General features: G+C 59.3%; 21 protein-coding genes. 10 read left to right on the top strand and 11 right to left on the bottom strand.

Annotated features, from left to right (window positions below; translation table 11 throughout):
• Positions 1–53: 53 nt before the first annotated feature.
• From bioD to KOL70_RS04980, 3 genes are all read right to left on the bottom strand, one after another.
• A complete protein-coding gene (bioD, locus tag KOL70_RS04990; protein WP_021506076.1) occupies positions 54–755 on the bottom strand; it encodes a dethiobiotin synthase in 702 nt (233 codons plus the stop codon).
• Positions 756–860: 105 nt separating this feature from the next.
• Complete coding sequence (locus tag KOL70_RS04985; protein ID WP_021506077.1) at positions 861–2,078, bottom strand: ROK family transcriptional regulator; 1,218 nt, start codon at positions 2,076–2,078, stop codon at positions 861–863.
• A 135-nt stretch (positions 2,079–2,213) separates the two neighbouring features.
• A complete protein-coding gene (locus KOL70_RS04980; RefSeq protein WP_059008788.1) occupies positions 2,214–3,110 on the bottom strand; it encodes a LysR family transcriptional regulator in 897 nt (298 codons plus the stop codon).
• 94 nt (positions 3,111–3,204) lie between these two features.
• On the opposite strand from KOL70_RS04980, the gene KOL70_RS04975 reads away from it, so the two are divergent.
• The 3 genes from KOL70_RS04975 (at position 3,205) to KOL70_RS04965 (ending at position 6,391) form a co-directional block, all read left to right on the top strand.
• Complete coding sequence (locus KOL70_RS04975; protein ID WP_031279123.1) at positions 3,205–4,461, top strand: MFS transporter; 1,257 nt, start codon at positions 3,205–3,207, stop codon at positions 4,459–4,461.
• A 168-nt stretch (positions 4,462–4,629) separates the two neighbouring features.
• Entirely contained in the window at positions 4,630–4,881 is a 252-nt protein-coding gene (locus KOL70_RS04970; protein WP_021506080.1) for a hypothetical protein, read from the top strand.
• Positions 4,882–5,206: 325 nt separating this feature from the next.
• Complete coding sequence (locus KOL70_RS04965) at positions 5,207–6,391, top strand: sugar transporter (protein WP_031279126.1); 1,185 nt, start codon at positions 5,207–5,209, stop codon at positions 6,389–6,391.
• Positions 6,392–6,443: 52 nt separating this feature from the next.
• Here KOL70_RS04965 and rhaM read toward each other — a convergent pair whose 3' ends face one another.
• From rhaM to rhaB, 4 genes are read right to left on the bottom strand one after another with little or no spacing between them, the layout of a single operon-like run.
• On the bottom strand, positions 6,444–6,758 hold the full coding sequence (rhaM, locus tag KOL70_RS04960; RefSeq protein WP_215480301.1) for an L-rhamnose mutarotase: 315 nt from the start codon (positions 6,756–6,758) through the stop codon (positions 6,444–6,446).
• A complete protein-coding gene (rhaD, locus tag KOL70_RS04955; RefSeq protein ID WP_088515799.1) occupies positions 6,748–7,590 on the bottom strand; it encodes a rhamnulose-1-phosphate aldolase in 843 nt (280 codons plus the stop codon). The genes rhaM and rhaD overlap by 11 nt, the downstream gene beginning before the upstream one ends.
• 11 nt (positions 7,591–7,601) lie before the next feature.
• Entirely contained in the window at positions 7,602–8,858 is a 1,257-nt protein-coding gene (locus KOL70_RS04950) for an L-rhamnose isomerase (protein WP_215480300.1), read from the bottom strand.
• Positions 8,842–10,323, bottom strand: coding sequence for a rhamnulokinase (gene rhaB, locus KOL70_RS04945; protein WP_215480299.1), 1,482 nt, complete (start codon positions 10,321–10,323; stop codon positions 8,842–8,844). The genes KOL70_RS04950 and rhaB overlap by 17 nt, the downstream gene beginning before the upstream one ends.
• Before the next feature lie 289 nt (positions 10,324–10,612).
• Here rhaB and rhaS point away from each other — a divergent pair, with 289 nt between their 5' ends.
• Positions 10,613–11,434, top strand: a complete 822-nt coding sequence (gene rhaS / locus KOL70_RS04940) for an HTH-type transcriptional activator RhaS (RefSeq protein WP_215480937.1) — start codon at positions 10,613–10,615, stop codon at positions 11,432–11,434.
• A 13-nt stretch (positions 11,435–11,447) separates the two neighbouring features.
• A complete protein-coding gene (gene rhaR, locus KOL70_RS04935) occupies positions 11,448–12,314 on the top strand; it encodes an HTH-type transcriptional activator RhaR (RefSeq protein ID WP_058758520.1) in 867 nt (288 codons plus the stop codon).
• Between the two features lie 41 nt (positions 12,315–12,355).
• Here the strand turns inward: rhaR and rhaT are convergent, their stop codons facing one another.
• Positions 12,356–13,390 (bottom strand): L-rhamnose/proton symporter RhaT, encoded by a 1,035-nt coding sequence (rhaT, locus tag KOL70_RS04930; RefSeq protein ID WP_021506088.1) that lies wholly within the window; start codon positions 13,388–13,390, stop codon positions 12,356–12,358.
• Positions 13,391–13,757: 367 nt separating this feature from the next.
• Between rhaT and KOL70_RS04925 the strand changes: the two genes are divergently transcribed.
• The 3 genes from KOL70_RS04925 (at position 13,758) to aldA (ending at position 15,790) form a co-directional block, all read left to right on the top strand.
• Positions 13,758–14,081 (top strand): hypothetical protein, encoded by a 324-nt coding sequence (locus tag KOL70_RS04925; RefSeq protein ID WP_058769772.1) that lies wholly within the window; start codon positions 13,758–13,760, stop codon positions 14,079–14,081.
• 14 nt (positions 14,082–14,095) lie between these two features.
• Positions 14,096–14,194, top strand: a complete 99-nt coding sequence (locus KOL70_RS04920; protein ID WP_021313714.1) for a YoaK family small membrane protein — start codon at positions 14,096–14,098, stop codon at positions 14,192–14,194.
• 159 nt (positions 14,195–14,353) lie between these two features.
• Complete coding sequence (gene aldA / locus KOL70_RS04915; protein ID WP_215480298.1) at positions 14,354–15,790, top strand: aldehyde dehydrogenase; 1,437 nt, start codon at positions 14,354–14,356, stop codon at positions 15,788–15,790.
• Between the two features lie 40 nt (positions 15,791–15,830).
• Here the strand turns inward: aldA and KOL70_RS04910 are convergent, their stop codons facing one another.
• Positions 15,831–17,105 (bottom strand): MFS transporter, encoded by a 1,275-nt coding sequence (locus KOL70_RS04910; protein WP_215480297.1) that lies wholly within the window; start codon positions 17,103–17,105, stop codon positions 15,831–15,833.
• The gene (locus KOL70_RS04905; RefSeq protein ID WP_059008776.1) at positions 17,102–18,523 is read right to left on the bottom strand and encodes a M20 family metallopeptidase; all 1,422 of its coding nucleotides are present in this window, start codon (positions 18,521–18,523) and stop codon (positions 17,102–17,104) included. Before KOL70_RS04905 ends, KOL70_RS04910 begins: the two co-directional genes overlap by 4 nt.
• 147 nt (positions 18,524–18,670) lie before the next feature.
• Between KOL70_RS04905 and KOL70_RS04900 the strand changes: the two genes are divergently transcribed.
• A complete protein-coding gene (locus KOL70_RS04900; RefSeq protein WP_215480296.1) occupies positions 18,671–19,585 on the top strand; it encodes a LysR family transcriptional regulator in 915 nt (304 codons plus the stop codon).
• On the opposite strand, the gene KOL70_RS04895 is transcribed toward KOL70_RS04900, so the two are convergent.
• Positions 19,554–21,170, bottom strand: coding sequence for an ABC transporter substrate-binding protein (locus KOL70_RS04895; RefSeq protein WP_215480295.1), 1,617 nt, complete (start codon positions 21,168–21,170; stop codon positions 19,554–19,556). The two genes, KOL70_RS04900 and KOL70_RS04895, sit on opposite strands and share 32 nt — an antisense overlap.
• A gap of 114 nt (positions 21,171–21,284) precedes the next feature.
• On the opposite strand from KOL70_RS04895, the gene pepT reads away from it, so the two are divergent.
• Entirely contained in the window at positions 21,285–22,511 is a 1,227-nt protein-coding gene (gene pepT / locus KOL70_RS04890; protein WP_215480294.1) for a peptidase T, read from the top strand.
• The last annotated feature ends 41 nt before the right edge of the window (positions 22,512–22,552 follow it).

The raw sequence follows: 22,552 nt of genomic DNA, 5'->3' as shown, positions 1-22,552 counted from the left end.
CCGCTCCTGAAACTCCGGATTCAGCTGCGTGCGATATGCCGCATTTTGTTTCATCAGGCGGCGGGCTTTGCACTCTCGCTGTGCAGCGCATCACCCCCGAGTAACGTAATATCCAGATAACCACTCAAATCACGCTGTTCGGCGCGCGGCAGATAAGGCAATTCACCCAACAGCGGCGCGTTCAGCTTATCGCGCAGAACATCAATGATTTCAGCATAGTGCGCCAGACCGGGATTAATACGATTGGCGACCCAGCCCGCCAGCGTCAGACCATCGGCAGCAATCGCTTCGGCGGTCAGTAAAGCGTGGCTAATGCAACCCTCTTTAATGCCCACCACCAGCACCACCGGCAGTTGCGCCTGCTGCACCCACTGCGACAAGGGCCGTAAGTCGTTCATCAGGCTGCGCCAGCCGCCCGTGCCTTCCACCACCACACGTGCAGCGCGATCCTGTAAGCCAGCCAGCCCGCGATTGAGTAACGGATAATCGATGCGCTGCGCCGGGCTGGTGCTGATTTCATCCTCTTCCAGCGTCACAGGATTGACGTCGCTGTAGTTCAGCGTGAGGCCGGATGCCTGCTGCAGCAGTACGGCATCTTTATTACGGAGCCCTTCCGGGGTGTGCTGCGCGCTTTTGGCAACCGGCTTGTAGCCAGCGGCACACAGATTCGCTTTGGCAAAGCACTGTAACAGTGCGCGGGAAACCACGGTCTTACCCACCGCGGTGTCGGTACCGGTGACAAAAATCGTTTTCACCTTTCTCCTCCTTCATTAAAGCGATGTGTAACCTGCAAAGGAGGCAGTTTAAGGATTTGTCCCAGGCGAGAGCTTGCGTTAGCGCAAACTTAAGGCGGGCTGGCGTTAGCCCTGCAATAGTTTTATCAGTAAATGGCCGCTATAGAGCGCGTCTTTGATCAGCGCCGCGCCGCCCAGCGTGCCGGGATCGTTGAAGGCCGCAGGGGTTAGCTGGATAGCGTGACTGTACGCCGGCAGGGCCTGCTGGCGAATGGTGCTGCTGACCGCCGGGAACAGCACGTCCGCCGCCTGGTTAAGCGGTGAACCGATAAGAATTTGTTGAGGATTAAAGATGTTGACCATCATCGCCAGCATGCGCCCGATATGATGACCGACGCCGGCAATAACGTCCCGCGCCAGCCGGTCGCCCTGCTGCGCAGCGGCACACAGCGAGGCCAGCGTCAGCGGCTGCTGGTGCAGCTGGCTGTCCGGCTGCGACGATAAACGCTGTGCCGCCAGCTGCAGCAGGCTGCCGGTGCTGGCCACCGTTTCCAGACAGCCATGGTTGCCGCAGTAACACTGCTGGCCGTAAGGATCGATCTGCGTATGACCGATCTCCACCAGCGCGCGTCCGCTTTTGTGCAGCAGCTGGCCACCGCTGATCACCCCGGCGCCCACCGTTTCGTCAATGACAATCTGAATCACGTCCTGCGCACCCCGCGAGGCACCAAACAGCGCCTCTGCCAGCGTCCATGCGGAGATATCGTGCTGGACGAATACCGGCAGCCCGGTGCGCTGCGCCAGGGTTTCGCCCAGCGGCATATCCTGTACGTCATAGCCCGGCATACGGTGCACCACGCCGGAGGCGGCGTTGATCAGTCCCGGCAGGGTAATGGCGATAGCGGTGAGACGCTCAAGTTTTTGCTGATGGCGAATGAAAAAGGCGTTGACCAGCTCCTGCAGCGTCTGCAGCAGCGGCGTGTCGGCGCTGGCGGGCAGCGGCAGGCGATCTTCCTGTAGCGCGCGGCTGCTGAGATCGCGCAGCGTCAGGGTGATGAACCCCGGCTGAAGGCGAACAGCCAGATAGTGCCAGGCCAGGGTATCGAGGATCAACCCTATCGCCGGCCGTCCGCGACTGCCCGGCTCCTGAAACTCGGTCTCCTGCACCAGATGCGCATCCAGCATTTCGCGCACAATTTTGGTGATGCTGGCCGGGGCCAGCTGGGCACGTTTCGACAGCTCAATCCGCGAAATCGGACCGTAATGGTCAATCAGACGATACACTGCACCGGCATTGGTCTGTTTTATTTGGTCAATATGGCCAGGCTGACTGTCCAGATTCACGCCCTGCTCCCGGATATTTTCGCGCTTCTAAATAAACAGCAGCTATGGTGATGCAGATTGGCGCGCAGCGTCAAATATTTGATTAGAAATGTGATTTATCGCACACAAAGAACGCGGTTTTCTGTACCCGTGGGTTCAATCCTCGGCATGGTGCAGCAGCAGCGCCATCATATTGCTCATCTGCGCACTCGGCTGGCGCAGCGCTGACCACACCAGCCACACCTCAGAAATGGCATCGCTTTCCTGTAGCGGAATCCAGGCGACTTCCGCCAGTCGCGCGCGGGCAAACGAGGCGGGTAAAATCGACACGCCAAGGCCGGTTGCCACCAGGCCGAGTATCGTCATGGCTTCACCCACTTCCTGGGTAATGTAAGGTTTGATTTGGTAGCGATGCAGCAGCGCCAGAATTTCACCGTACAGGGCCGTGCCGCCCTGCGCATCAAAGAAAACAAAAGGTTCGCTGGCTAACGCCCGGATGCTAATTGACGTGGCCTGTGCCAGCGGATGCGCGTGGTGCACCACCGCGCACAGCGGTTCACGCAGCAACAGGCGGTGCTGAAGATCCTCCGGCAGCGGCGTATTGCGCATGACGCCCAGATCGAGTCGTCCCTCGTGCAGCGGCGCCAGCTGCTGCCGCGTGTTGTACTCCTGCATCTGAATATGCACCTCCGGCCAGCGCTGCCGATAGTGATACAGCGCATCCGACACCAGTCCGGTAAACGGCGCCGAGGAGGTAAAGCCGATGCGCAGCTCTCCCTGCTGACCGTGATGAATGCGCGCCGCGCGCCCGGCCGCCTGTTCCACCTGCAATAAAACCGCGCGCGCATCCTGTAAAAACGACTGGCCGGCCGGCGTGAGCTGTACGCTGCGATTAGTGCGGGTGAACAGCTGCGCGTCCAGCGCCTGTTCCAGCTGCAGAATCTGCTGACTGAGCGGCGGCTGAGAAATGTGCAGCCGCTGTGCGGCGCGGCCAAAGTGCAACTCTTCCGCAACGGCAATAAAGTAGCGCAGATGGCGCAGCTCAATCATCATATCTTAAACGTCTCATTTGAGATTATTAATATATTGTACAACCTATTTAGCATTTCCTACAGTATTCAGACATTTGCTGAATTGAGGATGTACTGTGAGTCGCTCTTCCCAGGCTGTGACGCTTGATGAGGACAGCTTGTCCACGAAGCCTGTTACCGCCGATACCGCTACTGAATGGATTGAACGTGGATCGCCGCAGTTTATGCGCGTGACGCTGGCGCTGTTCTCTGCCGGTCTTGCCACTTTCGCCCTGCTCTATTGCGTACAACCGATTCTGCCGGTGCTGTCACAGCAGTTTGGCGTGACGCCTGCCGAAAGCAGTATTTCGCTGTCGCTCTCCACCGGGCTGATGGCGCTGGGCCTGCTGTTCACCGGCCCGCTGTCAGATGCGATTGGGCGTAAATCGGTGATGGTGACCGCGCTGATGCTGGCGGCGATTTGTACGCTGATCTCCGCCACCATGAGCAGCTGGCAGGGGATTCTGCTGATGCGCGCGCTGACCGGTCTGTCGCTCAGTGGCGTCGCGGCGGTGGGCATGACTTACCTGAGCGAAGAGATGCACCCGCGGGTCATCGCCTTCTCCATGGGGCTGTACATCAGCGGTAACTCGATTGGCGGCATGAGCGGTCGTTTACTCTCCGGTGTACTGACCGACTTTTTCTCGTGGCGTATTGCCATTGGCGTCATTGGCTGCTGTGCGCTGGCTGGCGCGCTGATGTTCTGGAAAATTCTGCCCGCGTCGCGCCATTTTCGCCCTGCCTCGCTGCGGCCACGCAGTTTGCTGATCAACTTCCGCCTGCACTGGCGCGACAAAGGGTTGCCGCTGCTGTTTGCCGAAGGCTTTCTGCTGATGGGCGCGTTTGTCACGCTGTTTAACTACATCGGCTACCGTTTACTGAGCGCGCCGTGGTCACTGAGCCAGGCGGTGGTCGGGCTGCTGTCCGTGGTGTATCTCACCGGTTCGTGGAGCTCGCCGAAAGCCGGCGCGATGACCAGCCGCTTTGGTCGCGGTCCGGTGATGACGGGCGCCACGGCGATCATGCTGGCCGGTCTGCTGCTGACCGCCTTTAGTTCGCTGTGGCTGATTTTGCCGGGCATGATGCTGTTTACTGCCGGCTTCTTTGCCGCCCATTCGGTGGCCAGCGGCTGGATTGGACCGCGCGCGCGCCGGGCGAAAGGCCAGGCATCATCACTTTACCTGTTCAGCTACTACGTGGGCTCCAGCGTGGCCGGCACCCTGGGCGGCGTGTTCTGGCACCGCTACGGCTGGCCGGGCGTAACCCTGTTTATCAGCGCCCTGCTGGTGCTGGCACTGCTGGTTGGCCTGCGTTTACAGGGCCGCAAACTGTAATACCCTTCATCGTTAGCGCGGGACCTCAGCGTCCCGCCTGCTCCGCTGGATTCGAATAATCAGGCATTCGCGCCGTACCACTTAAAACAAAATAGCAATTCATCGCTATAATTCGTTCTATTCCAATAATACATAGACTTATTTTTTACACAGCAATGAGGTAGTCAGATGGAGCTTTACTATTATGTCGATAAGCATGCCGGTTATAACGACAATCATGTGGTGCATGCGAAGGGCTGTCCGTTCCTGCCATCCGACGGCGGTCGCCGTTTTCTCGGGACTTTTTACACGCCCGGGGCTGCAATCCAGCAGGCGCGTAAATTTTACGCCACTGCGTTGGGCTGCGAACACTGCTGCCCGGTGGGCGTAAAAAAAAATCCGACCCACAACTTTAGCGTGGCACTAAAGCATATGGCGTGACTCTGATAATCCTGGTCTGAACCGCACCCGCCCGCACGGTACTCGCCCTCAGCACGGCTAAGCGATTTTTCTATTACAGAAACAGCTGACTTAGCCTGTGCTGGTACGGCAGACTCGCGGGCCGGCAGCACGCTGGCGCAACAACTCCCCATAACCACAGGCTATTTACCACGCTCAGCGCGATAAGAAATATTCAGTGATAAAACCCGGGTTAACGGTTTTCATCGGCTGACTAATGCTACACAATAGCGGAAATTTGTGATCGAGGTCACTTTACCGGGTGCGTTCCTGCCCCCTCACTCGTCGTTTAGCCGATTTGAATTCAATGCAATCAACAACCGTTTCCCGTAAAACAGCCTGGCTGCGCGTGGTGCTGCTGGCTATCGCTGCTTTTGTCTTCAATACCACCGAATTTGTGCCGGTTGGCCTGCTGTCGGACATCGCCAGCAGCTTTGCAATGAAAACCGCTGATGTCGGTATCATGCTGACCATCTATGCCTGGGTCGTGGCGCTGTTATCGCTGCCGTTAATGCTGCTGACGCGCAACGTCGAGCGCCGCCTGCTGCTGGCCATCCTGTTTATTCTGTTTGTTGCCAGCCACCTGTTATCGGCCGTGGCGTGGGATTTCACGTCGCTGGTGCTGTCGCGCATTGGCATTGCGCTGGCGCACGCGGTGTTCTGGTCGATCACCGCCTCGCTGGCGATTCGCGTTGCGCCAGCCGGCAAGAAAACCCAGGCGTTGAGTATGCTGGCCACGGGCACGGCGCTGGCGATGGTGCTGGGCGTGCCGATTGGTCGTATTGTGGGTCAGTATCTGGGCTGGCGTACCACCTTTGGTATGATCGGCCTGTCAGCACTGGTACTGCTGATTATGCTGGTGCGGATACTGCCGCGCCTGCCGAGTGAGCACACCGGTTCACTCAGCAGCGTGCCGATGCTGTTTCGCCGCCCGGCGCTGGTGGCGATGTACATTCTGGTCACCGTCGTGGTGACCGCGCACTACACCGCTTACAGCTATATCGAGCCGTTTATGCAGGTAGTGGCCAGTGCCGATGAGAACTTCACCACCCTGTTACTGCTGCTGTTCGGCTCAGCCGGCATTCTGGGCAGCATTCTGTTCAGCACGCTGGGCAATAAATTCCCGTCCGCGCTGCTAATCGCCGCCATTGCGCTGATTACCCTGTGTATGGGTCTGCTGGTGTTTGCTGCGGTACGCCCGGCAGCAATTACCGTGCTGTGTATTATCTGGGGAATGGCAATGATGATGATCGGCCTGGCGATGCAGGTGCGCGTGCTATCGCTGGCACCGGACGCCACCGACGTCGCCATGTCGCTGTTTTCCGGTATTTATAACATCGGTATTGGCGCAGGCGCGCTACTCGGTAACCAGGTCAGTCTGCATCTGCAGATGGCAGACGTGGGCAACGTGGGCGCAATCATTGGCCTGGCGGGACTGTTCTGGTGTATCGCCATTTTCCGCCGTTATCCGCAGTTGCGCTCCAACGGCTAATGCGTTTCACAGGCAGCGGCGCCCCTGGCGGCACCGCTGCTGACATGGCCGGCTAAGGCAGGAAAAACATCGGCTGCAGGGCTTTGCTCACCGGGCTGTAGTCGGGATTTGATGGCATCAGGTCACGCATTGACGCCCACCAGCGCTGACACACCTCAGTTTGCGCTACAGCCTGCCAGCGCGCTTCGGATTCAATCTCGACGCTGGCAAACAGCAGGTTGCGTTCAGCATCCAGCCAGATCGCGTAGTTATGGGCGCCATGCGCTTTCAGCGTCCGTTCCAGCTCCGGCCAGATTGGCGTGTGACGGCGCTGATACTCCGCATGGCAGTGCGCATAGACCTGCATGACGAACGCTTTACGCAACATCACTTCGCTCCGCCTGCAGCGCCGCCGGCCACGGCTTCACGTTAAAGCGCTCGCCCAGCGCAATCAGCTGTTCAGTGGTGATGCTCTGACGAATGCCGCCCATCGACAGCGCCATGACCACCACCTGCGATGACTTCTCAGCGGTATCAATCAGACCAAAGGTTTCGTCGAGCGTCGGTCCGGCGCCAAAGATTCCGTGGAAAGGCCACATCACCAGGCTATGACTGGCCATCGCTTCTGCCGTCGCCTGACCAATGCCATCGGTACCCGGTACCATCCAGGGCAAAATGCCGACGCCATCGGGGAACACCACCAGGCACTCGGTGCTGCCCTCCCACAGCAGGCGGGTAAAGCGCGCCGCATCCAAATCCACCACATAGCTGAGCGCCATAAAGTGGGTGGCGTGACAGTGCATAATCACCCGGTCCGCGCCGTGGCTCAGTGCCTTGCGTACGCTGTGTGACTGAAAGTGCGCCGCCAGCTCGGACGTTGGCAGCCCTCCGTTGCTGAGCCCCCAGTGAATTTTGTACGACAGCCCTTTGTCATCCACCTGCAGCAGCACCAGACTGTCTGCCGGATCGAGCTGCACGTTGCGAAAGAATTTCCCGGAGCCGGTCACCAGGAACCAGTCGTTGGCCAGCGCGGGCGCCGGCTTGCTCAGTTCAATACAGCGCGGTGCCGGATAAAAATCGCTGGCATACGCGCTGACCTCTTCCGGCAACAGACGCAGACTGACGTTGCCGCCGTTACGTTCATCCCAGCCTTTCAGCCACATGTCACTGGTGGCTTTAACCATGTCGCGCACAAACCACGCGGAGAGAATTGTTTGCATGAATCGATTCCTTAACGTTGACGCAGCACGTGTTGTTCGTAGTGACGGACTTCGCTTAGCCAGCTGGCATCGGCTGGCACATCGTGGCGCAGGCACCACGCTTCCCATACCGCCTGCCACGGCAGCGATTTCTGCTCTTCAAGCAGCGCCAGCCGGGCGGTGAAATCCCCATCACGTTCCCGCTGACGCAGCTGTTCGCCCGGCTCCAGCAGTGCCCGCAACAGGGCTTTTTGGGTATTGCGCGTGCCGATCACCCAGGCGGCAATGCGGTTGATCGAGGCATCGAAGAAGTCGAGACCGATGTGCACCCTGTCGAACAACTTTTGACGGGCGATCTCACTGGCAATCGCCTGGGTTTCATCATCCAGCAGCACCACGTGATCGCTGTCCCAGCGGACCGGACGGCTGACGTGCAACAGCAGGCGCGGCACAAACAGCATGGCGCTGGAGATTTTGTCGGAGATCACTTCGGTAGGATGGAAGTGGCCGGCATCCAGCGTCAGCGCGGTCTGGCGGCTGGTGGCGTAACCGAGGCAGAACTCACTGGAACCCACGGTGTAACTCTCCGCGCCAATGCCAAACAGTTTGCTTTCCACCGCATCAATGTGGTGCTGCGGATTCAGCGGTTCACGGATGATTTCATCCAGCGCGCTGGCGAGACGCTGGCGCGGCGCGAGGCGATCGACGGTGAGATCTTTCATCCCGTCCGGCACCCAGATATTCATGACTGACGGCGTGCCCAGCTGCTCGCCAAACCAGGCGGAAATACGGCGGCTGGCGGTGCAGTGGTCGATCCAGAACTGGCGAATGCCCGGATCGGCATGCGACAGAGTAAACCCGTCTGCACTGAGCGCATGAGAAAAACAGGTTGGGTTAAAATCCAGCCCCAGTTGCCTGCTTTTCGCCCACTCCAGCCAGTTGCTGAAGTGCTGCGGCTCAATCGCATTACGTTCTACCGGGCGGTCGCTCTCAAGGTAGATGGCATGCAGGTTGAGGCGTTTGGCACCGGGGATCAGCGACATCGCTTTGTCGAGATCGGCACGCAGTTCAACCGCGTTGCGCGCCCGCCCCGGATAGTTGCCGGTCGCCTGAATACCGCCGGTGAGCGCCCCCTGCGGATTCTCAAACCCGCGCACATCGTCGCCCTGCCAGCAGTGCATTGAGACCGGAATGGTATCCAGTTGTGCCATCACCTGTTCCACATCCACCCCGATGGCGGCGTAGCGTTGTCTGGCCAGTTCAAAGGCCTGTTCAATCAGCTTTGTCATATGCAAGTTCCTTAGCAGGTAGGCTCAGCGCCGCAAAGCGAGCCTGATGGGCCGCAAAGACGCTGTGATTCAGCGGGATAAATTTTTCTAACGGGAAATTGTGGCGAATGCAGCGGCGTAAATCGGCCACGTCGCGCAACTCACCCAGCGCGATCAGCTGGCAGCCGATGTTGCCCAGCGTCGAGGCTTCCACCGGGCCGGCAAACACCGGCAGCTGGCAGGCATCGGCGCACAGCTGGTTAAGCAGCGGATTCTGGCAGCCGCCACCGACGATATGTAACTGACGTAGCGCAGTGCCGCGCAGGTGGCTGAGCTCCTGCAGCGTCTGCGAATAGAGCAGCGCCAGGCTGTCAAAGATGGTGCGCGCCAGCGCCGCCGGGCTGTGCGGCACGGGCATCGCCTGTTCGGCGCAGGCGTTCTGGATCTCCTGCACCATACTGGCCGGATTAATGAAACGATGATGATTAGGGTGAATCAGGGCGCGGCAGGCCGGTTCCCGCGCGGCGTCGGCAATCAGCGCAGTGAGATCGCTGATGTGCAGTTCGCTGCACACCCGCTGCAACAGCCACAGGCCCATGATGTTTTTCAGCACCCGATAGCCTTCCGCACCGCCCTCATTGGTCAGATTAGCCTGCAGCGCCGCCTCGCTGACGCAGGGCTGCAGGCTTTCGATGCCGATCAGCGACCAGGTGCCGGAGCTGAGATAGGCAGCATCGTCCTGCTCCAGCGGCGTGGCCAGCACCGCGCTGGCGGTATCATGGGTGGCGACGGCGATCACCGGAATGCGCTGGTCGTTTGCGTTGCGCCAGTAACCGACGGTATTGCCCGGTGCACGCGGCGTGCCGAACCAGCTGGCGTCTGCGCCCGCCCAGGCCAGCAGCTCGCGATCCCATTCGCCGCTGTGGATGTTGAGCAGCTGGGTGGTGGTGGCGTTGGTGTATTCCCAGTTGAGTTCACCGGTCAGGCGATAGTGCAGATAATCCGGAATCATCAGCGCGTGCTTTACCTGCACCTGCCAGTCCGGCTGCTGCAGATGCAGTGCGCGCAGCTGATACAGCGTGTTGAACGGCAGAAACTGAATGCCGGTGCGCTGATAGAGCGCCGGTTTCCCGAGTTCACGCATCGCCTGGGCCATCAGGCCGTCGGTGCGTTTATCACGGTAGCTGACCGCTTCACCCACCCGCTCGCCGTGCGCGTCCAGCAGCACCAGATCCACGCCCCAGGTATCAATACCAAGGCTGTCCGGCACAATGCCCTCCTCATCCAGCTGCTGCAGTCCGGCGCGGATCTCCTGCTCCAGCCGGTCCAAATCCCAGCAGTCATAATCGCCGCGCTGCACGCGCGGGTTGGCGAAACGCCGCACTTCGCGCAGGCTGAGCTGCTGACGGTCAGCCTGCCAGCTGGCCAGCATGACGCGGCCACTGGATGCGCCTAAATCGATGGCAACAATATTACGCAGACTCATGGCGAGTACTCCCTGTGAAGACATGGCGACAGAGTAGAAATCCTGCGCCGCAGACACCTTCCCGCGAGTGCCAGCGGGTCATCACCGCTGGCAGGTTTGCAAAGGTGTTCGTGAGAGAGCTCACAGAACCGCATAACGGCAGAGTTGTGAGCCTTGCCGCAATTCCATCAATCACTTAGGCGATCTTGAATAATTGGCGATTTTCCTGCGCTGCCCGGTGCAAAATTCAAGGTAAGGTGGCAGGCGGCTGCGTAGACTCGGTTACGGTTTTGTTAACTGAGGGCGCATGATGACGGTATTACACAGTGCTGATTTCTTTCCGGCCGGCGATTACACGATAGCCATTGAGCCACGTGTGCCGCAGTCGGCGTTTCCGGAGCATCACCATGATTTTCACGAAATTGTGCTGGTGGAACAGGGCTCGGGCATCCACGTATTTAATGGTCAGCCGCAGGCGCTCAGCGCCGGCTGCGTCTGTTTTGTGCGCGATCACGATCGCCATCTGTACGAGCAAACCGACAATCTGTGCCTGACGAATGTGTTGTATCGCAGTCCGGCGGCGTTCCGCTTTCTGTCCGGCCTGCAGGCGCTGCTGCCGCGCGAACAGGACGGCCAGTATGTTTCACACTGGCGGATCAACCATAAAGTGATGGCGCAGGCGCTGCAGCTGGTGACGCAGATGAAGCAGCCGGCCAGCTGGTCGCTGGAACGTCAGGCGCAGCAGGAACAGCACTTTTTGCAGCTGCTGGTGCTGCTGCGCGAGGCGGCGCACAACGATCAGGCGCAGGACCAGGATGCCCGCCTGCACCGCTTGCTGGACTGGCTGAATGCGCACTACAGTGAGGAGATTGCGTGGGAAGCGCTGGCCGATCGCTTCTGTTTGTCGCTGCGTACCCTGCATCGCCAGATGAAGCAGCAGACCGGCAGCACGCCGCAGCGCTATCTCAATCGGCTGCGTTTATTGCAGGCGCGGCACCTGTTGCGCCACAGCGAGATGCGCATCACGGACATCGCCTATCAGTGTGGGTTTGGTGACAGTAATCACTTCTCCACCCTGTTCCGGCGGGAATTTGGCTGCTCGCCGCGCATGGCGCGCCAGCAGATGGGGTAACCGGAGGGCTGACATGCCGCTGTTACTGACGCGCGAGGATTACTTCCCGGCCAGCAATTTGCCCATAGCCGTGGCAGAACGCATGCCGCAGCCCTCTTTTCCACCGCACCGGCATGAGTTCAGCGAGATTGTGATTGTCTGGCGCGGTAATGGCCTGCATATCCTCAACGATCGGCCGTGGCTGATCACCTGCGGCGATGTGTTTTACATTCGTGACAGTGATTGCCACAGCTTTGATAGCGTCAACGATCTGGCGCTCGACAATATTCTCTACTGCCGCGATCGCTTCAGCCTGGCGCTCGACTGGCAGCAGCTGCTGCCGCCACAGGATGAAGAGACACCCGCCAGCTGGCGTCTGACTACACGCGGCATGGCGCTGGCGCGCGGCGTCATCAGCCAGCTGGAGCGCGAAAGTCGCAAAAGCGATTCGCTATCGATTCAGCTGTCGGAAGCGCTGTTTTTGCAGCTGGCACTGATATTGCGCCGTCACGGCTACGCCGCCGATCGCCCGTGGGTGCTGCCGGAGGGCGAACAGCTCGATCTGCTGATGTCGGCGCTGCTCGGCGATATCAGCCGCCCCTTCGATCTGCCCCATTTCTGCCAGCAAAATCAGCTCAGCGAACGGTCGCTGAAACAGCTGTTCCGTCAGCAAACCGGCATGACCATCGGCCACTACCTGCGTCAGCTGCAGCTTTGTCAGGCAAAATATCTGTTGCGCACGCAGGCATGTCTGATTAGCGAAGTGGCGGCGCGCTGCGGGTTTGATGACAGCAACTACTTTTCCGTGGTGTTTACGCGCGAAACCGGGTTAACGCCCAGCGCATGGCGTCAGCGTTTTTTGTCGCCGCGCGAACCGATGGCAGACAAAGAAAAAGCCTGACGCGCGCAGAGACGCGTCAGGCGGTGCGGTGTTAAGCGTTATCAGGCGGCCATACCGAGACCGACAATGTTTGCCGCGATAATGATTACCACGCAGCCAATCGACAACACGCTCACCGGTCGACGCCCCACCGATTTCCACTCCTTCAGCACCAGTCCCACCAGGCCGCCGCACAGCACGTACAGGCTCATGTGCAGCATCCAGCTTACGAAGTCGTACTGCGGAGGAATTTTTGCGTGGCCCCAGGCATAAAAGAAGAACTGCAGATACCACATGGTTCCCCCCAGCACGGCGAAGGCGATGTTGGCGATCAGCAGCGGTTTTGCCACGGAAAAATCGCGGCGCAGCGAAAGCTCCGGCTTCACCGCCAGGCGGATAAAGCAGTACGCGAGGTTGATCAGCGCGCCACCGCCCATGATCACCACGTAGCTCGGCAATGCCACATACAGCGGATTGATGCCCAGACTGGCAGCGGCTTCATGCATCGGCTTTGCCGCATCCATGGCAAATGACATGCCGGCAGAGAAGATGCCGCACAGCACCGCCAGCACCAGGCCTTTCTTCAGGTTAAAATCTTCGGCGTTGATCCCCAGCGCCCGCTCCTTTAGCAGTCCGGCACGTGACACAATCGCCACACCCAGCAGCGCAACCAGCACGCCCAGCAGCGTCATCCGGCCACCGGCGGAGCTGAACAGTTCAACGAATCGGCCCTGCAACAGCGGCGTCATCAGCGTCCCCACCACCAGCGTAATGCCAATGGCGATACCAATCCCCATCGACATCCCCAGATAGCGCATGGTGAGGCCATAGTTGATGTTGCCGATGCCCCACATGGCACCGAACAGAAACACCGGCAGCAGCTGCGATAAACTGAAACTGCTGTAGTACGCCCAGAAGTTTGGTAACAGCGCGGCACTGACTGCCCAGGGCAGAATCAGCCACGACATCACGCCGCCGACCGACCACATGGTTTCCCATGACCACTTTTTAACCTGTTTAAACGGAGCATAAAAACAGGCGGCGCTGGCGGCACCCACCAGATGCCAGAAGATACCTGCAAGAATGGCACTGTTCATTGTTATTCCTTCGTAAGGTTGAGGCCAGACGGAAACACCTGCGGTTTCCGATTAGTGGCAGTCTATGGCGCACTGCGTGGACTCAGCCTTTGGATGGTTGCCGTAAAGCCAGGCTGACTGGCAAAATCGGGTGGGTATGCAACATAAGGATCACAAATTCGCATTTGCAGCTGTTATGCCGGGGAAACTCTTTAAGTTGCTTATTATTCGGCATATTTTTGATTTATGTTGTGTTGATCGGCACAGTTTTTCATCTGTTGCCAGCGCGCCGCTTAACATGGCACTCACACAAAGCTGCGCGAATCACTTCCCCCGACGGGGTTAAATCCGTATAACGTGGGAAAAATCATCGGAACCAGGGATTGAGATGAAGAGCAAACGGTTAACGCTGGTGCTGTCGCAGGCGGTGAGCCGCGTGATGCTGGATGACATCCGCGCCATCGTGCCGCCCGAGGCGCTGAATGTGTTCATTAATGGCTTAGATAGCTGCCACTACGCCACGCTGGACTGCGTGCAGAGTGAAGAGAACTGCGCGCTGCTGGCGTCAGCCATTGTGGTGTGGCGTCAGCTCGGCCATGTGCATCAGATTCAGTATCAGAAAGGCGAACATCTGCGTCAGGTCGATGACGCGACACAATTTCAGCTATTCAGTATGATGAAAACCCACCGCGCGCTAATCCAGCTCGCTTAACGCTCAGGATGCATATGAAAATCGGTCTGCTGTTCCCCATCGCCATTATTGTTGCCGGTGTCAGTTTTCTGGTCTGGTTTATTGCCAGCGGCGCCATGATGCCCGGTTCCTGAAACGGTCCACTGACGCAGAATGCTGCGTCGGTCGCGTGATTCTTGCCGCTATTGCCAGCGCCCTGCCGGTGCTGGCAGTGATAAAAAGGTCGCCAGCGTTCATCTGCTTCACTCTTCCTTCACATCAGTTTAACAAAACCGAGCGTGGAGCCCCTGCACATGACCCTTCATCATCAACACTACATTAATGGCGCGTTTGTCGAGGCGCATAACGATAGCTGGATTGAAGTGATTAACCCGGCGACGGAGACCCTGCTGTCACGCGTGCCCCAGGGCAGCAAACAGCAGGCGGCGGCAGCCATTGCCGCCGCAGAAGCCGCTCAGCCCGGCTGGGAAGCGTTACCGGCGGTGACGCGCGGCGGCTGGCTGCACCGCATCGCCACGGCAATTCGCCAGCGCGAGCCTGAGCTGAGCGCCACCCTCGTCGCGGAGGGCGGCAAAACCCAGGCGCTGGCGCAAACCGAAGTGCTGTTTACCGCTGACTATCTCGACTACATGGCGGAATGGGCGCGACGCTACGAAGGGGAAATCGTCAACAGCGATCGCCCAAACGAAAACATCTTTGTGTTTAAGAAAGCGATTGGCGTGACCACCGGCATTCTGCCGTGGAATTTTCCCTTCTTCCTGATTGCGCGCAAAGCGGCACCGGCGCTGATCACCGGCAACACTATCGTGCTGAAGCCGAGTGAGATCACCCCGAACAACGCCGCCCTGTTCGCCGCCATTATCGACGACATCGGCCTGCCACCCGGAGTGATTAACATCGTTTACGGCTATGGCCCGGAGGTGGGACAGGAACTGGCCGCCAATCCTAAAGTCGGGTTAGTGAGCCTGACCGGCAGCGTCAACGCCGGCATCGCCACCATGGCCGCCGCGGCGCCGAATGTGACAAAAGTGTCGCTGGAGTTGGGCGGTAAAGCGCCGGCAATTGTCATGGACGACGCCGACCTCGATCTGGCCGTCAGGGCTATCGTCAGTTCGCGCATTATTAACAGCGGTCAGGTGTGTAACTGCGCCGAGCGCGTGTATGTGCAAGACGGCATTTACGATCGCTTTATCAGTGCCCTGACCGGGGCGATGCAGCAGGTGAAATTTGGCGATCCGGCGCAGCAGGCCGATGTGGATATGGGGCCGCTGATTAGCGCAGCCGCGTGCGACCGCGTCGGGCAAAAGGTTGCCAGCGCCGTTGCGCAGGGCGGCAAGGTGGTGCTGGGTGGCAAACGCGCCGGTGAACGCGGCTTTTATTTTGAACCGACCATCATCACCGGGGTACGTCAGGAGATGGCGATCATGCGTGAGGAGATTTTTGGCCCGGTGCTGCCGGTGATGCGCTTTAACACGCTGGATGAAGCCATCGCGCTGGCTAACGACTGCGACTATGGCCTGACCTCATCGCTGTATACCCGCGATCTGAACACCGCGATGATCGCGCTGCGCCGGCTGAAATTCGGTGAAACCTACATTAACCGTGAAAATTTTGAAGCGATGCAGGGGTTCCATGCCGGCTGGCGCAAATCCGGCATCGGCGGTGCCGATGGCCGCCACGGGCTGGAGGAGTATCTGCAAACGCACGTCGCCTATCTGCAGTTTGCCTGATGCGTAAACACCGGTGCGCAGCGCGCGCACCGGTTGCCACTTAGCGTATCCGTTTCTGACTGCGCAGCAGCGCTATCCCGCTAAAGAGCGACATCGCCATCAGGTAGTAGCCCGGCGCCAGACTGGTGCCGGTGGCACTGATCAGCAGCGTGCAAATCAGCGGCGCAAAACCGCCAAATACCGTAACCGCAATGTTATAGCTGATGGCCATGCCGCTGGCGCGCGTACCAATCGGGAACAGATCCGCCATCACCGAGGGTACGGTAGAAAAATAGATCGATTTCAGCAGCGCCATCCAGCATACCAGCACAATCAGCGTGGCCGGCGTGGTGTGATTGACCACCAGCCGAAAGGCCGGATAGATGGTGACCATCAGCAGTATGAGCGATCCCCACATTAGCGGCAGGCGGCCAATGCGCTCCGCCCACCATCCCATCAGCGGCGTCACCACCGTCAGAATCACCCCGGCCAGCAGCGTGGCGGTAAAGGCCACCGAGCCCGGCAGATGCAGATTTTTAGTCGCATAGGTCGGCACGTAGTTGAGCATGTAGTTGACCGCCGTGGAGATCACCATCAGGCCAATCGCCAGCAGCATCAGCGCTTTTTGCCGGCCAAGCAGCCGTTTGAGCGGGGCCGCTTCCGGCGTCTGCGCGGCAAAGCTGGCGGGCTCGTGCACGTGACGGCGGATATACAGCCCGAGCGGGCCAATCAGCAGGCCGAAGGCAAACGGAATACGCCAGCCCCACGCCTGAATCTGGCCTTCGCTCAGGATCTGCGTCAGACCGAGACCAAACGCCGAGGCCATCAGCGTGCTGGCGCCCTGGGTGGCGAACTGCCAGCTGGCGATAAAGGCTTTGCGCTCGGGAAAATGCTCGACCAGAAACGCCGTAGAGCTGCCAAATTCGCCACCGGCAGAGAAGCCCTGCACCAGGCGCGCCAGCAGGATCAGCAGCGGTGCGAGCAGGCCGATGCTGTCGTAGCCCGGCATAAAAGTAATGATGGCTCCGCCAAGCATCATCAGATTGATTGACAGCAGCAGCGCTTTTTTACGCCCGTGGCGATCGGCATAGTTGCCCAGCACCACCGCGCCCAGCGGGCGAATCAGAAAGGAGACGCCGAAGCTGCCAAAGGTCAGCAGCAGCGAGACCGACGCATCGCTGGTGGGAAAGAAGGCGTGGGCGATATAGCTGGCGAAAAAGCCATACACCGCAATGTCGAACCACTCCAGCGCATTACCAATGCAGGTTGCAAACAGCGTTTTGTGCAGGTTTGGCTTCACCCCGCTCAGCGGCGCGCTATGGCTGAGGCTGCTCATGCGCCACCTCCGGCATAGGCGCGGTGTTGCGCCAGCCATTCCGTGCCCTGCTCGCCCAGCTCCCACAGCAGCTGCGTCATGATCTGCAGCCCTTCGCGGGCAATCGATTTCAGCATGTGCTCATTCACGCCATGCTGACCGCAGGCGGGATACGAATGTGGCACCCACAGCGTTGGCAGGCCCAGAATCTCCGCGAATACCTCATTTGGCAGCGATCCACCAAGGTTGGGCAGCAGCGCCGGTTTTTTGCCGCTGGTTGCCGCCATGCTGTTCAGCACCCAGTGCACCAGCGGATCGTCAGGATCAAGACGCGTGGCGGGTGAACCACGCAAAAACTCAACCTCAACATCATGGAAGCCGTGCTGCGCCAGATGCGCGCTGACGTGCTGCGCCAGCCGCTGCCAGTCGGTACCGACCACAAAACGCAGCTGGCACACCGCCGTCGCGCTGCCGGGAATGGCATTCATCGGGCGCGCCGGATTACCGGTGAGAAACGACAGCACTTCCAGCGTGTTCCAGCCGTACAGGCGTTCGGCAGGCGTCAGGCCTGGCTCGCCCCAGTTGGTGTCAATCGCGGGATCGCCTGGCATGCCACCCACCTCGATATCGCTGAGAATGGCGCGCACTTGCGGCGTTAACGAATCAGGTCGCAGCGCCTTAACCTGCAGCACGCCCTGCGCGTCCACCAGCGTGGCGATGGCGCTGGCCAGGCGGGTGCCGGGATTGCTCAGCAGTCCGCCCCAGTTGCCGGAGTGATAAGCATTGTCACGCGCGTTGATGGTCAGACGGAAATTTACCGCACCGCGCGAACCGAGGAACAGCGTCGGCCGCACGGCGTTGAGCCGCGGACCGTCTGAGGCAATGAACAGGTCAGCCTGCAACAGTTCCGCCTGCTGCTGACACAGCTGCGCCAGCCCCGGCGAGCTGATCTCTTCGCCCATCTCAAACAGCCATTTGCAGTTAAAGCCGAGACGGCCGCCGCGCGCCTGGTAAACCTGCTCCAGCGCCGCAAGATTGACGCAGTGTTGACCTTTGTTGTCGGCGCTGCCACGCCCGTACCAGCGATCACCCTCTTCGGTCAGCTGCCACGGCGAGAGCCCGCTGCGCCAGTTTTCGTCATCGCCGAATACCACATCACCGTGCCCGTAGCTCAGCAAGGTCGGTAAGGCGGGATCTTCCATGCGCACCGCCACGAGGAATGGCCGGCCGGCGGCGTGTGGGTTATCGATGAGCTGTAGCGTGAAGCCCAGCGCCTGCAGTTGCGGCGCAATCTCCTGCTGCAAATAGTCCTGTAGCGCCGCATCGCGATCGTCGCGCTGGCTCTCGGTGCGCCACGCCACGCGGCGCGCCAGGATACGTTGAAATTCCCCGCTGTCGAAATATGCGGTGGCCTGCTGAACCGCCTGTTGTGCTGTCATGTTTGCCCTGCCTGTTATAGGTCTGCTGTTTTTTCATCTTTGCGGAAAGGCAGCTTTGCCACAATTATCAATTTATCGAGTAAGATTTGCCTTTAAAGCAAAGCTGCGTTGCCCGATTTCGAGGCAGGCACAGACGGAGGCCATGGCATGTTAAGCACGGAAATGCGTTATTTTCTCGCGGTAGCCGATTGCGGTTCGCTCAGCGCGGCCAGCGCCCAGCTGTTTGTGGCGGTCTCTGCCATCAGCCGCCAGATCCAGCGGCTGGAGCAGCAGCTGGGCGTGACGCTGTTTGCGCGTCATGCGCGCGGCATGGTGCTGACCGAGGCCGGCGAGATTTTTGCCCATCACGTGCGCAAAAATCTGCTGGATATGGAGTATGCGCTGGCGGAGATCAAAGGCCTGAAGGCGGTGCGGCGCACGCTGATTCGTGTCGCCTGTACCGACGGGCTGGCGTTTACCCTGCTGCCCCGGCTGATTGCCGCCTTTCGCCGCGATCATCCCGGCGTGCTGTTTGACGTCCGGGTGGCTAGCGCGCAGGGCGTGGCTGAACTGCTGCGCAGCGGCGAGTGCGACGTGGCATTGCAGTTTAGCCTGCACGCGGAACGTGCGGTTGAGGTGGTGGGCTCATGGCCGGCGCCGGTGTTGCTGGTGATGCATGACAGCCATCCGCTGGCGGGCGTGCCGCAGGTGGCGCTGGCCGATCTTAGCCACTATCCGCTGGCGCTACCGCAGCAAAACACCACGGTACGCCAGCTGTTTGAGCTGGCCAGCCACATGAGTGGCCACCTGATTGAACCGGTGCTGACCTGCGACAACTTCTCCACCCTGTTTCATTTTCTACTGCGCACGCCGCTGGCGGTGACCATTTGCAGCAGTTTTACCCTGGCGGAAGAGGCCCAGCAGCAGGGTCTGGTGATGCGCGCGGTCAATATCGATCAGCTGAGCCAGCGTACGCTGCAGCTGCAGACGCAGTCAGGGCGACCCCGTAGCGCCGCCCTGACTCTGTTTCTGACCTTTCTGCAACAGCAGCTCAGCGCGCTGTCCGCTGCGATTGAGGCGTGATATCCACCGGATAGAAGATGTGCTTGCCGAACGGATCCACCTGGTAGCCGCTGACCGATTTACGCACCGGCTCGAAAATCGTTGAGTGCGCAATCATTACCGCCGGCATCTGGTCATGCATCATCTCCTGCGCCTCACGGTATAACGCCACGCGCTTGTCGTGATTTTGCTCGGCGCGCGCCTCGGTGATGATTTTCTCAAACGGCGCATAGCACCATTTGGACGAGTTGGAGCCGCCGTTCGCCGAGGTGCAGCTGTACAATGGCCCGAAGAAGTTATCCGGATCGCCGGTGGCGGTGGTCCAGCCCATCAGCGCCGCCTGATGCTCGCCGCCCTTAACGCGCTTGAGGTATTCGCCCCACTCATAGCTGACGATGTTGGCTTTGATGCCCACTTTTGCCCAGTCGGCCTGAATCATCTCAGCCATGCGGCGGGCGTTGGGATTATACGGCCGCTGGACCGGCATCGCCCACAGAGAAATTTCGGTGCCCGGCTGAATGCCGGCCTGCTGCAGCAGCGCTTTGGCCTGTTGCGGATCGTAGGCGTAATCCTGCAGATCTTTATCAGCACTCCACACATCCGGCGGCAGAATATTCTTCGCCACCGTGCCGGTACCTTTGAAGATGGCATCAATGATCGCCTGCTTATTGATGGCCATCGCCAGCGCCTGGCGCACTTTCACGTTATCCAGCGGGGCTTTGGTGGTGTTGAACGACAGGAAACCGGTGTTGAGGCCAGATTTCTGTTCCAGCGTGATGTTCGGGTTGTGGCGCATGTTGTCGAGATCGGCCGGATTAGGGAACGGCATCACCTGGCACTCGTTTTTCTCCAGTTTGGCATAGCGCACCGAGGCGTCCGGGGTGATGGAAAACACCAGACGATCGATTTTAGCCTTGCCCTGCCAGTACTGCGGGAAGGCTTTGTAGAGAATGCGGGAATCTTTTTGATACTGCACCAGCTCAAACGGTCCGGTGCCAATCGGCTGCATGTCGACCTTTTCCGGCGTACCGGCTTTCAGCATCTGGTCGGCATATTCCGCCGAGTGAATCGAGGCGAAATACCACGCCAGATCGGCGAGAAACGGCGCTTCGGCATGGGCCAGCGTAATCCGCACCGTCAGATCATCCACCTTATCGATACGGGTGATCAGTTTTGCCAGCTCGAGGCTTTCAAAGTTGGCATAGTTACCGCCCGAAACGGTGTGATACGGGTTTTTCGTATCGAGCTGGCGCATAAACGAGAAGATCACGTCATCGGCGTTGAGATCGCGCGACGGCGTAAACAGTTTATTGCTCTGGAACTTAACCCCTTTGCGCAGATGGAAGGTATACACCTTGCCGTCCGGGCTGATCTCCCAGCGCTCCGCCAGGCTGGGCACCAGCTCGGTGGTGCCCGGTTTGAAATCCACCAGGCGGTTAAAAATCGGCACGGCGCTGGCGTCCACGCTGGTACCGGAGGTATAGAGCTGCGGGTTGAAGTTCTCCGGCGAGCCTTCAGAACAGTAAACCAGCGTCTTCGCCGAGACGCCGCCTGCAACCGCTAACCCCAGTGCGCTAAGCGCCAGTTTTCCTATCATCTTTTTCATCGTCTTCTCGCTTTTTATTGACTTCCATGAGCCAGCATCGGTATTTATTTCATAAATAACATGATTTAGCCGTCTGGCGTATCTCCAGTGGCGCAAAGCTAATAAGGAATTGTGATGACAGACCAACTTGCCCGTCAGCTGACCCAGCGTTTTTACCGTTATCTGGCGGTTTCCAGCCAGAGCGATGCCAAATCCAGCACGCTGCCCAGTACGCCGTCACAACACGCTATGGCGGAACTGCTGGCGCAGGAGCTGCGTGATCTCGGTCTGCAGGATGTGGTGATTGATCAGCATGCCACCGTGACCGCCGTGAAACCGGGCAACCGGCCTGGCGCGCCGCGCGTAGGTTTTATCACCCATATTGATACCGTGGATGTCGGGCTATCGCCGGATATCCATCCGCAAACCCTGCGCTTTGAGGGCGCGGATCTGTGTCTGAATGCGCAGCAGGACATCTGGCTGCGGGTGGCGGAGCATCCGGAAATCCTGCCGTATGTCGGTCAGGAGATTGTGTTCAGCGACGGCACCAGCGTGCTGGGGGCCGACAACAAAGCGGCAGTCAGCGTGGTGATGACGCTGGTGGAGAACCTGCGTGGCGAGCACGGTGATGTGGTGGTGGCGTTTGTGCCGGATGAAGAGATCGGCCTGCGCGGCGCCAAGGCGCTGGACCTGGAGACGCGCTTTAACGTCGATTTCGCCTGGACCATCGACTGCTGCGAGCTGGGCGAAGTGGTGTATGAATGCTTCAACGGCGCCTCCGCTGAAATTACCTTCACCGGCGTGCCGGCGCATCCCATGTCGGGCAAAGGCGTGCTGGTGAATCCGCTACTTATGGCGCACGACTTCATCGCCCGCTTCGACCGGCTTGCCACGCCTGAGCATACCGCCGGACGCGAAGGCTATACCTGGTTCAATGATATGCAGGCCAATGCCAGCCAGGCGGTATTGAAAGCGTCGATTCGCGATTTCGATTTGAAGGGTTTTGATGCGAAGAAGCAGCAGCTGGTGGAAGTCGCCGATCAGATCGCCGCGCACTATCCGACTGGTCACGTCGCGCTGAAAATCAATGATATCTATAGCAACATCAGTAACGCGATAGGTGAGGACCGGCGGGCAATCGATCTGATTTTTGCTGCGCTGCAGCAGGTGGGCGTGGAACCTAAAGTGATTCCGATGCGCGGCGGCACCGATGGGTCTGCGCTGTCGGCCAAAGGGTTACTGACGCCGAATTTCTTCACCGGCGCGCACAATTTCCATTCGCGCTTTGAATTCCTGCCGATCCCGTCATTTGTGAAGTCGTATCAGGTGGCGGAAGCGCTGTGTTATCTGGCAGCCCGATAAGCGCGGTTGCAGAGAAATGTTGAGACAGCCTGACCGGCGAC

Source organism: Pantoea sp. B270, from assembly GCF_018726825.1.
GTDB lineage: Bacteria > Pseudomonadota > Gammaproteobacteria > Enterobacterales > Enterobacteriaceae > Pantoea > Pantoea dispersa.
Note: the sequence above shows the minus strand (reverse complement) of the source record. Positions and strands in the feature narration are given on the sequence as shown.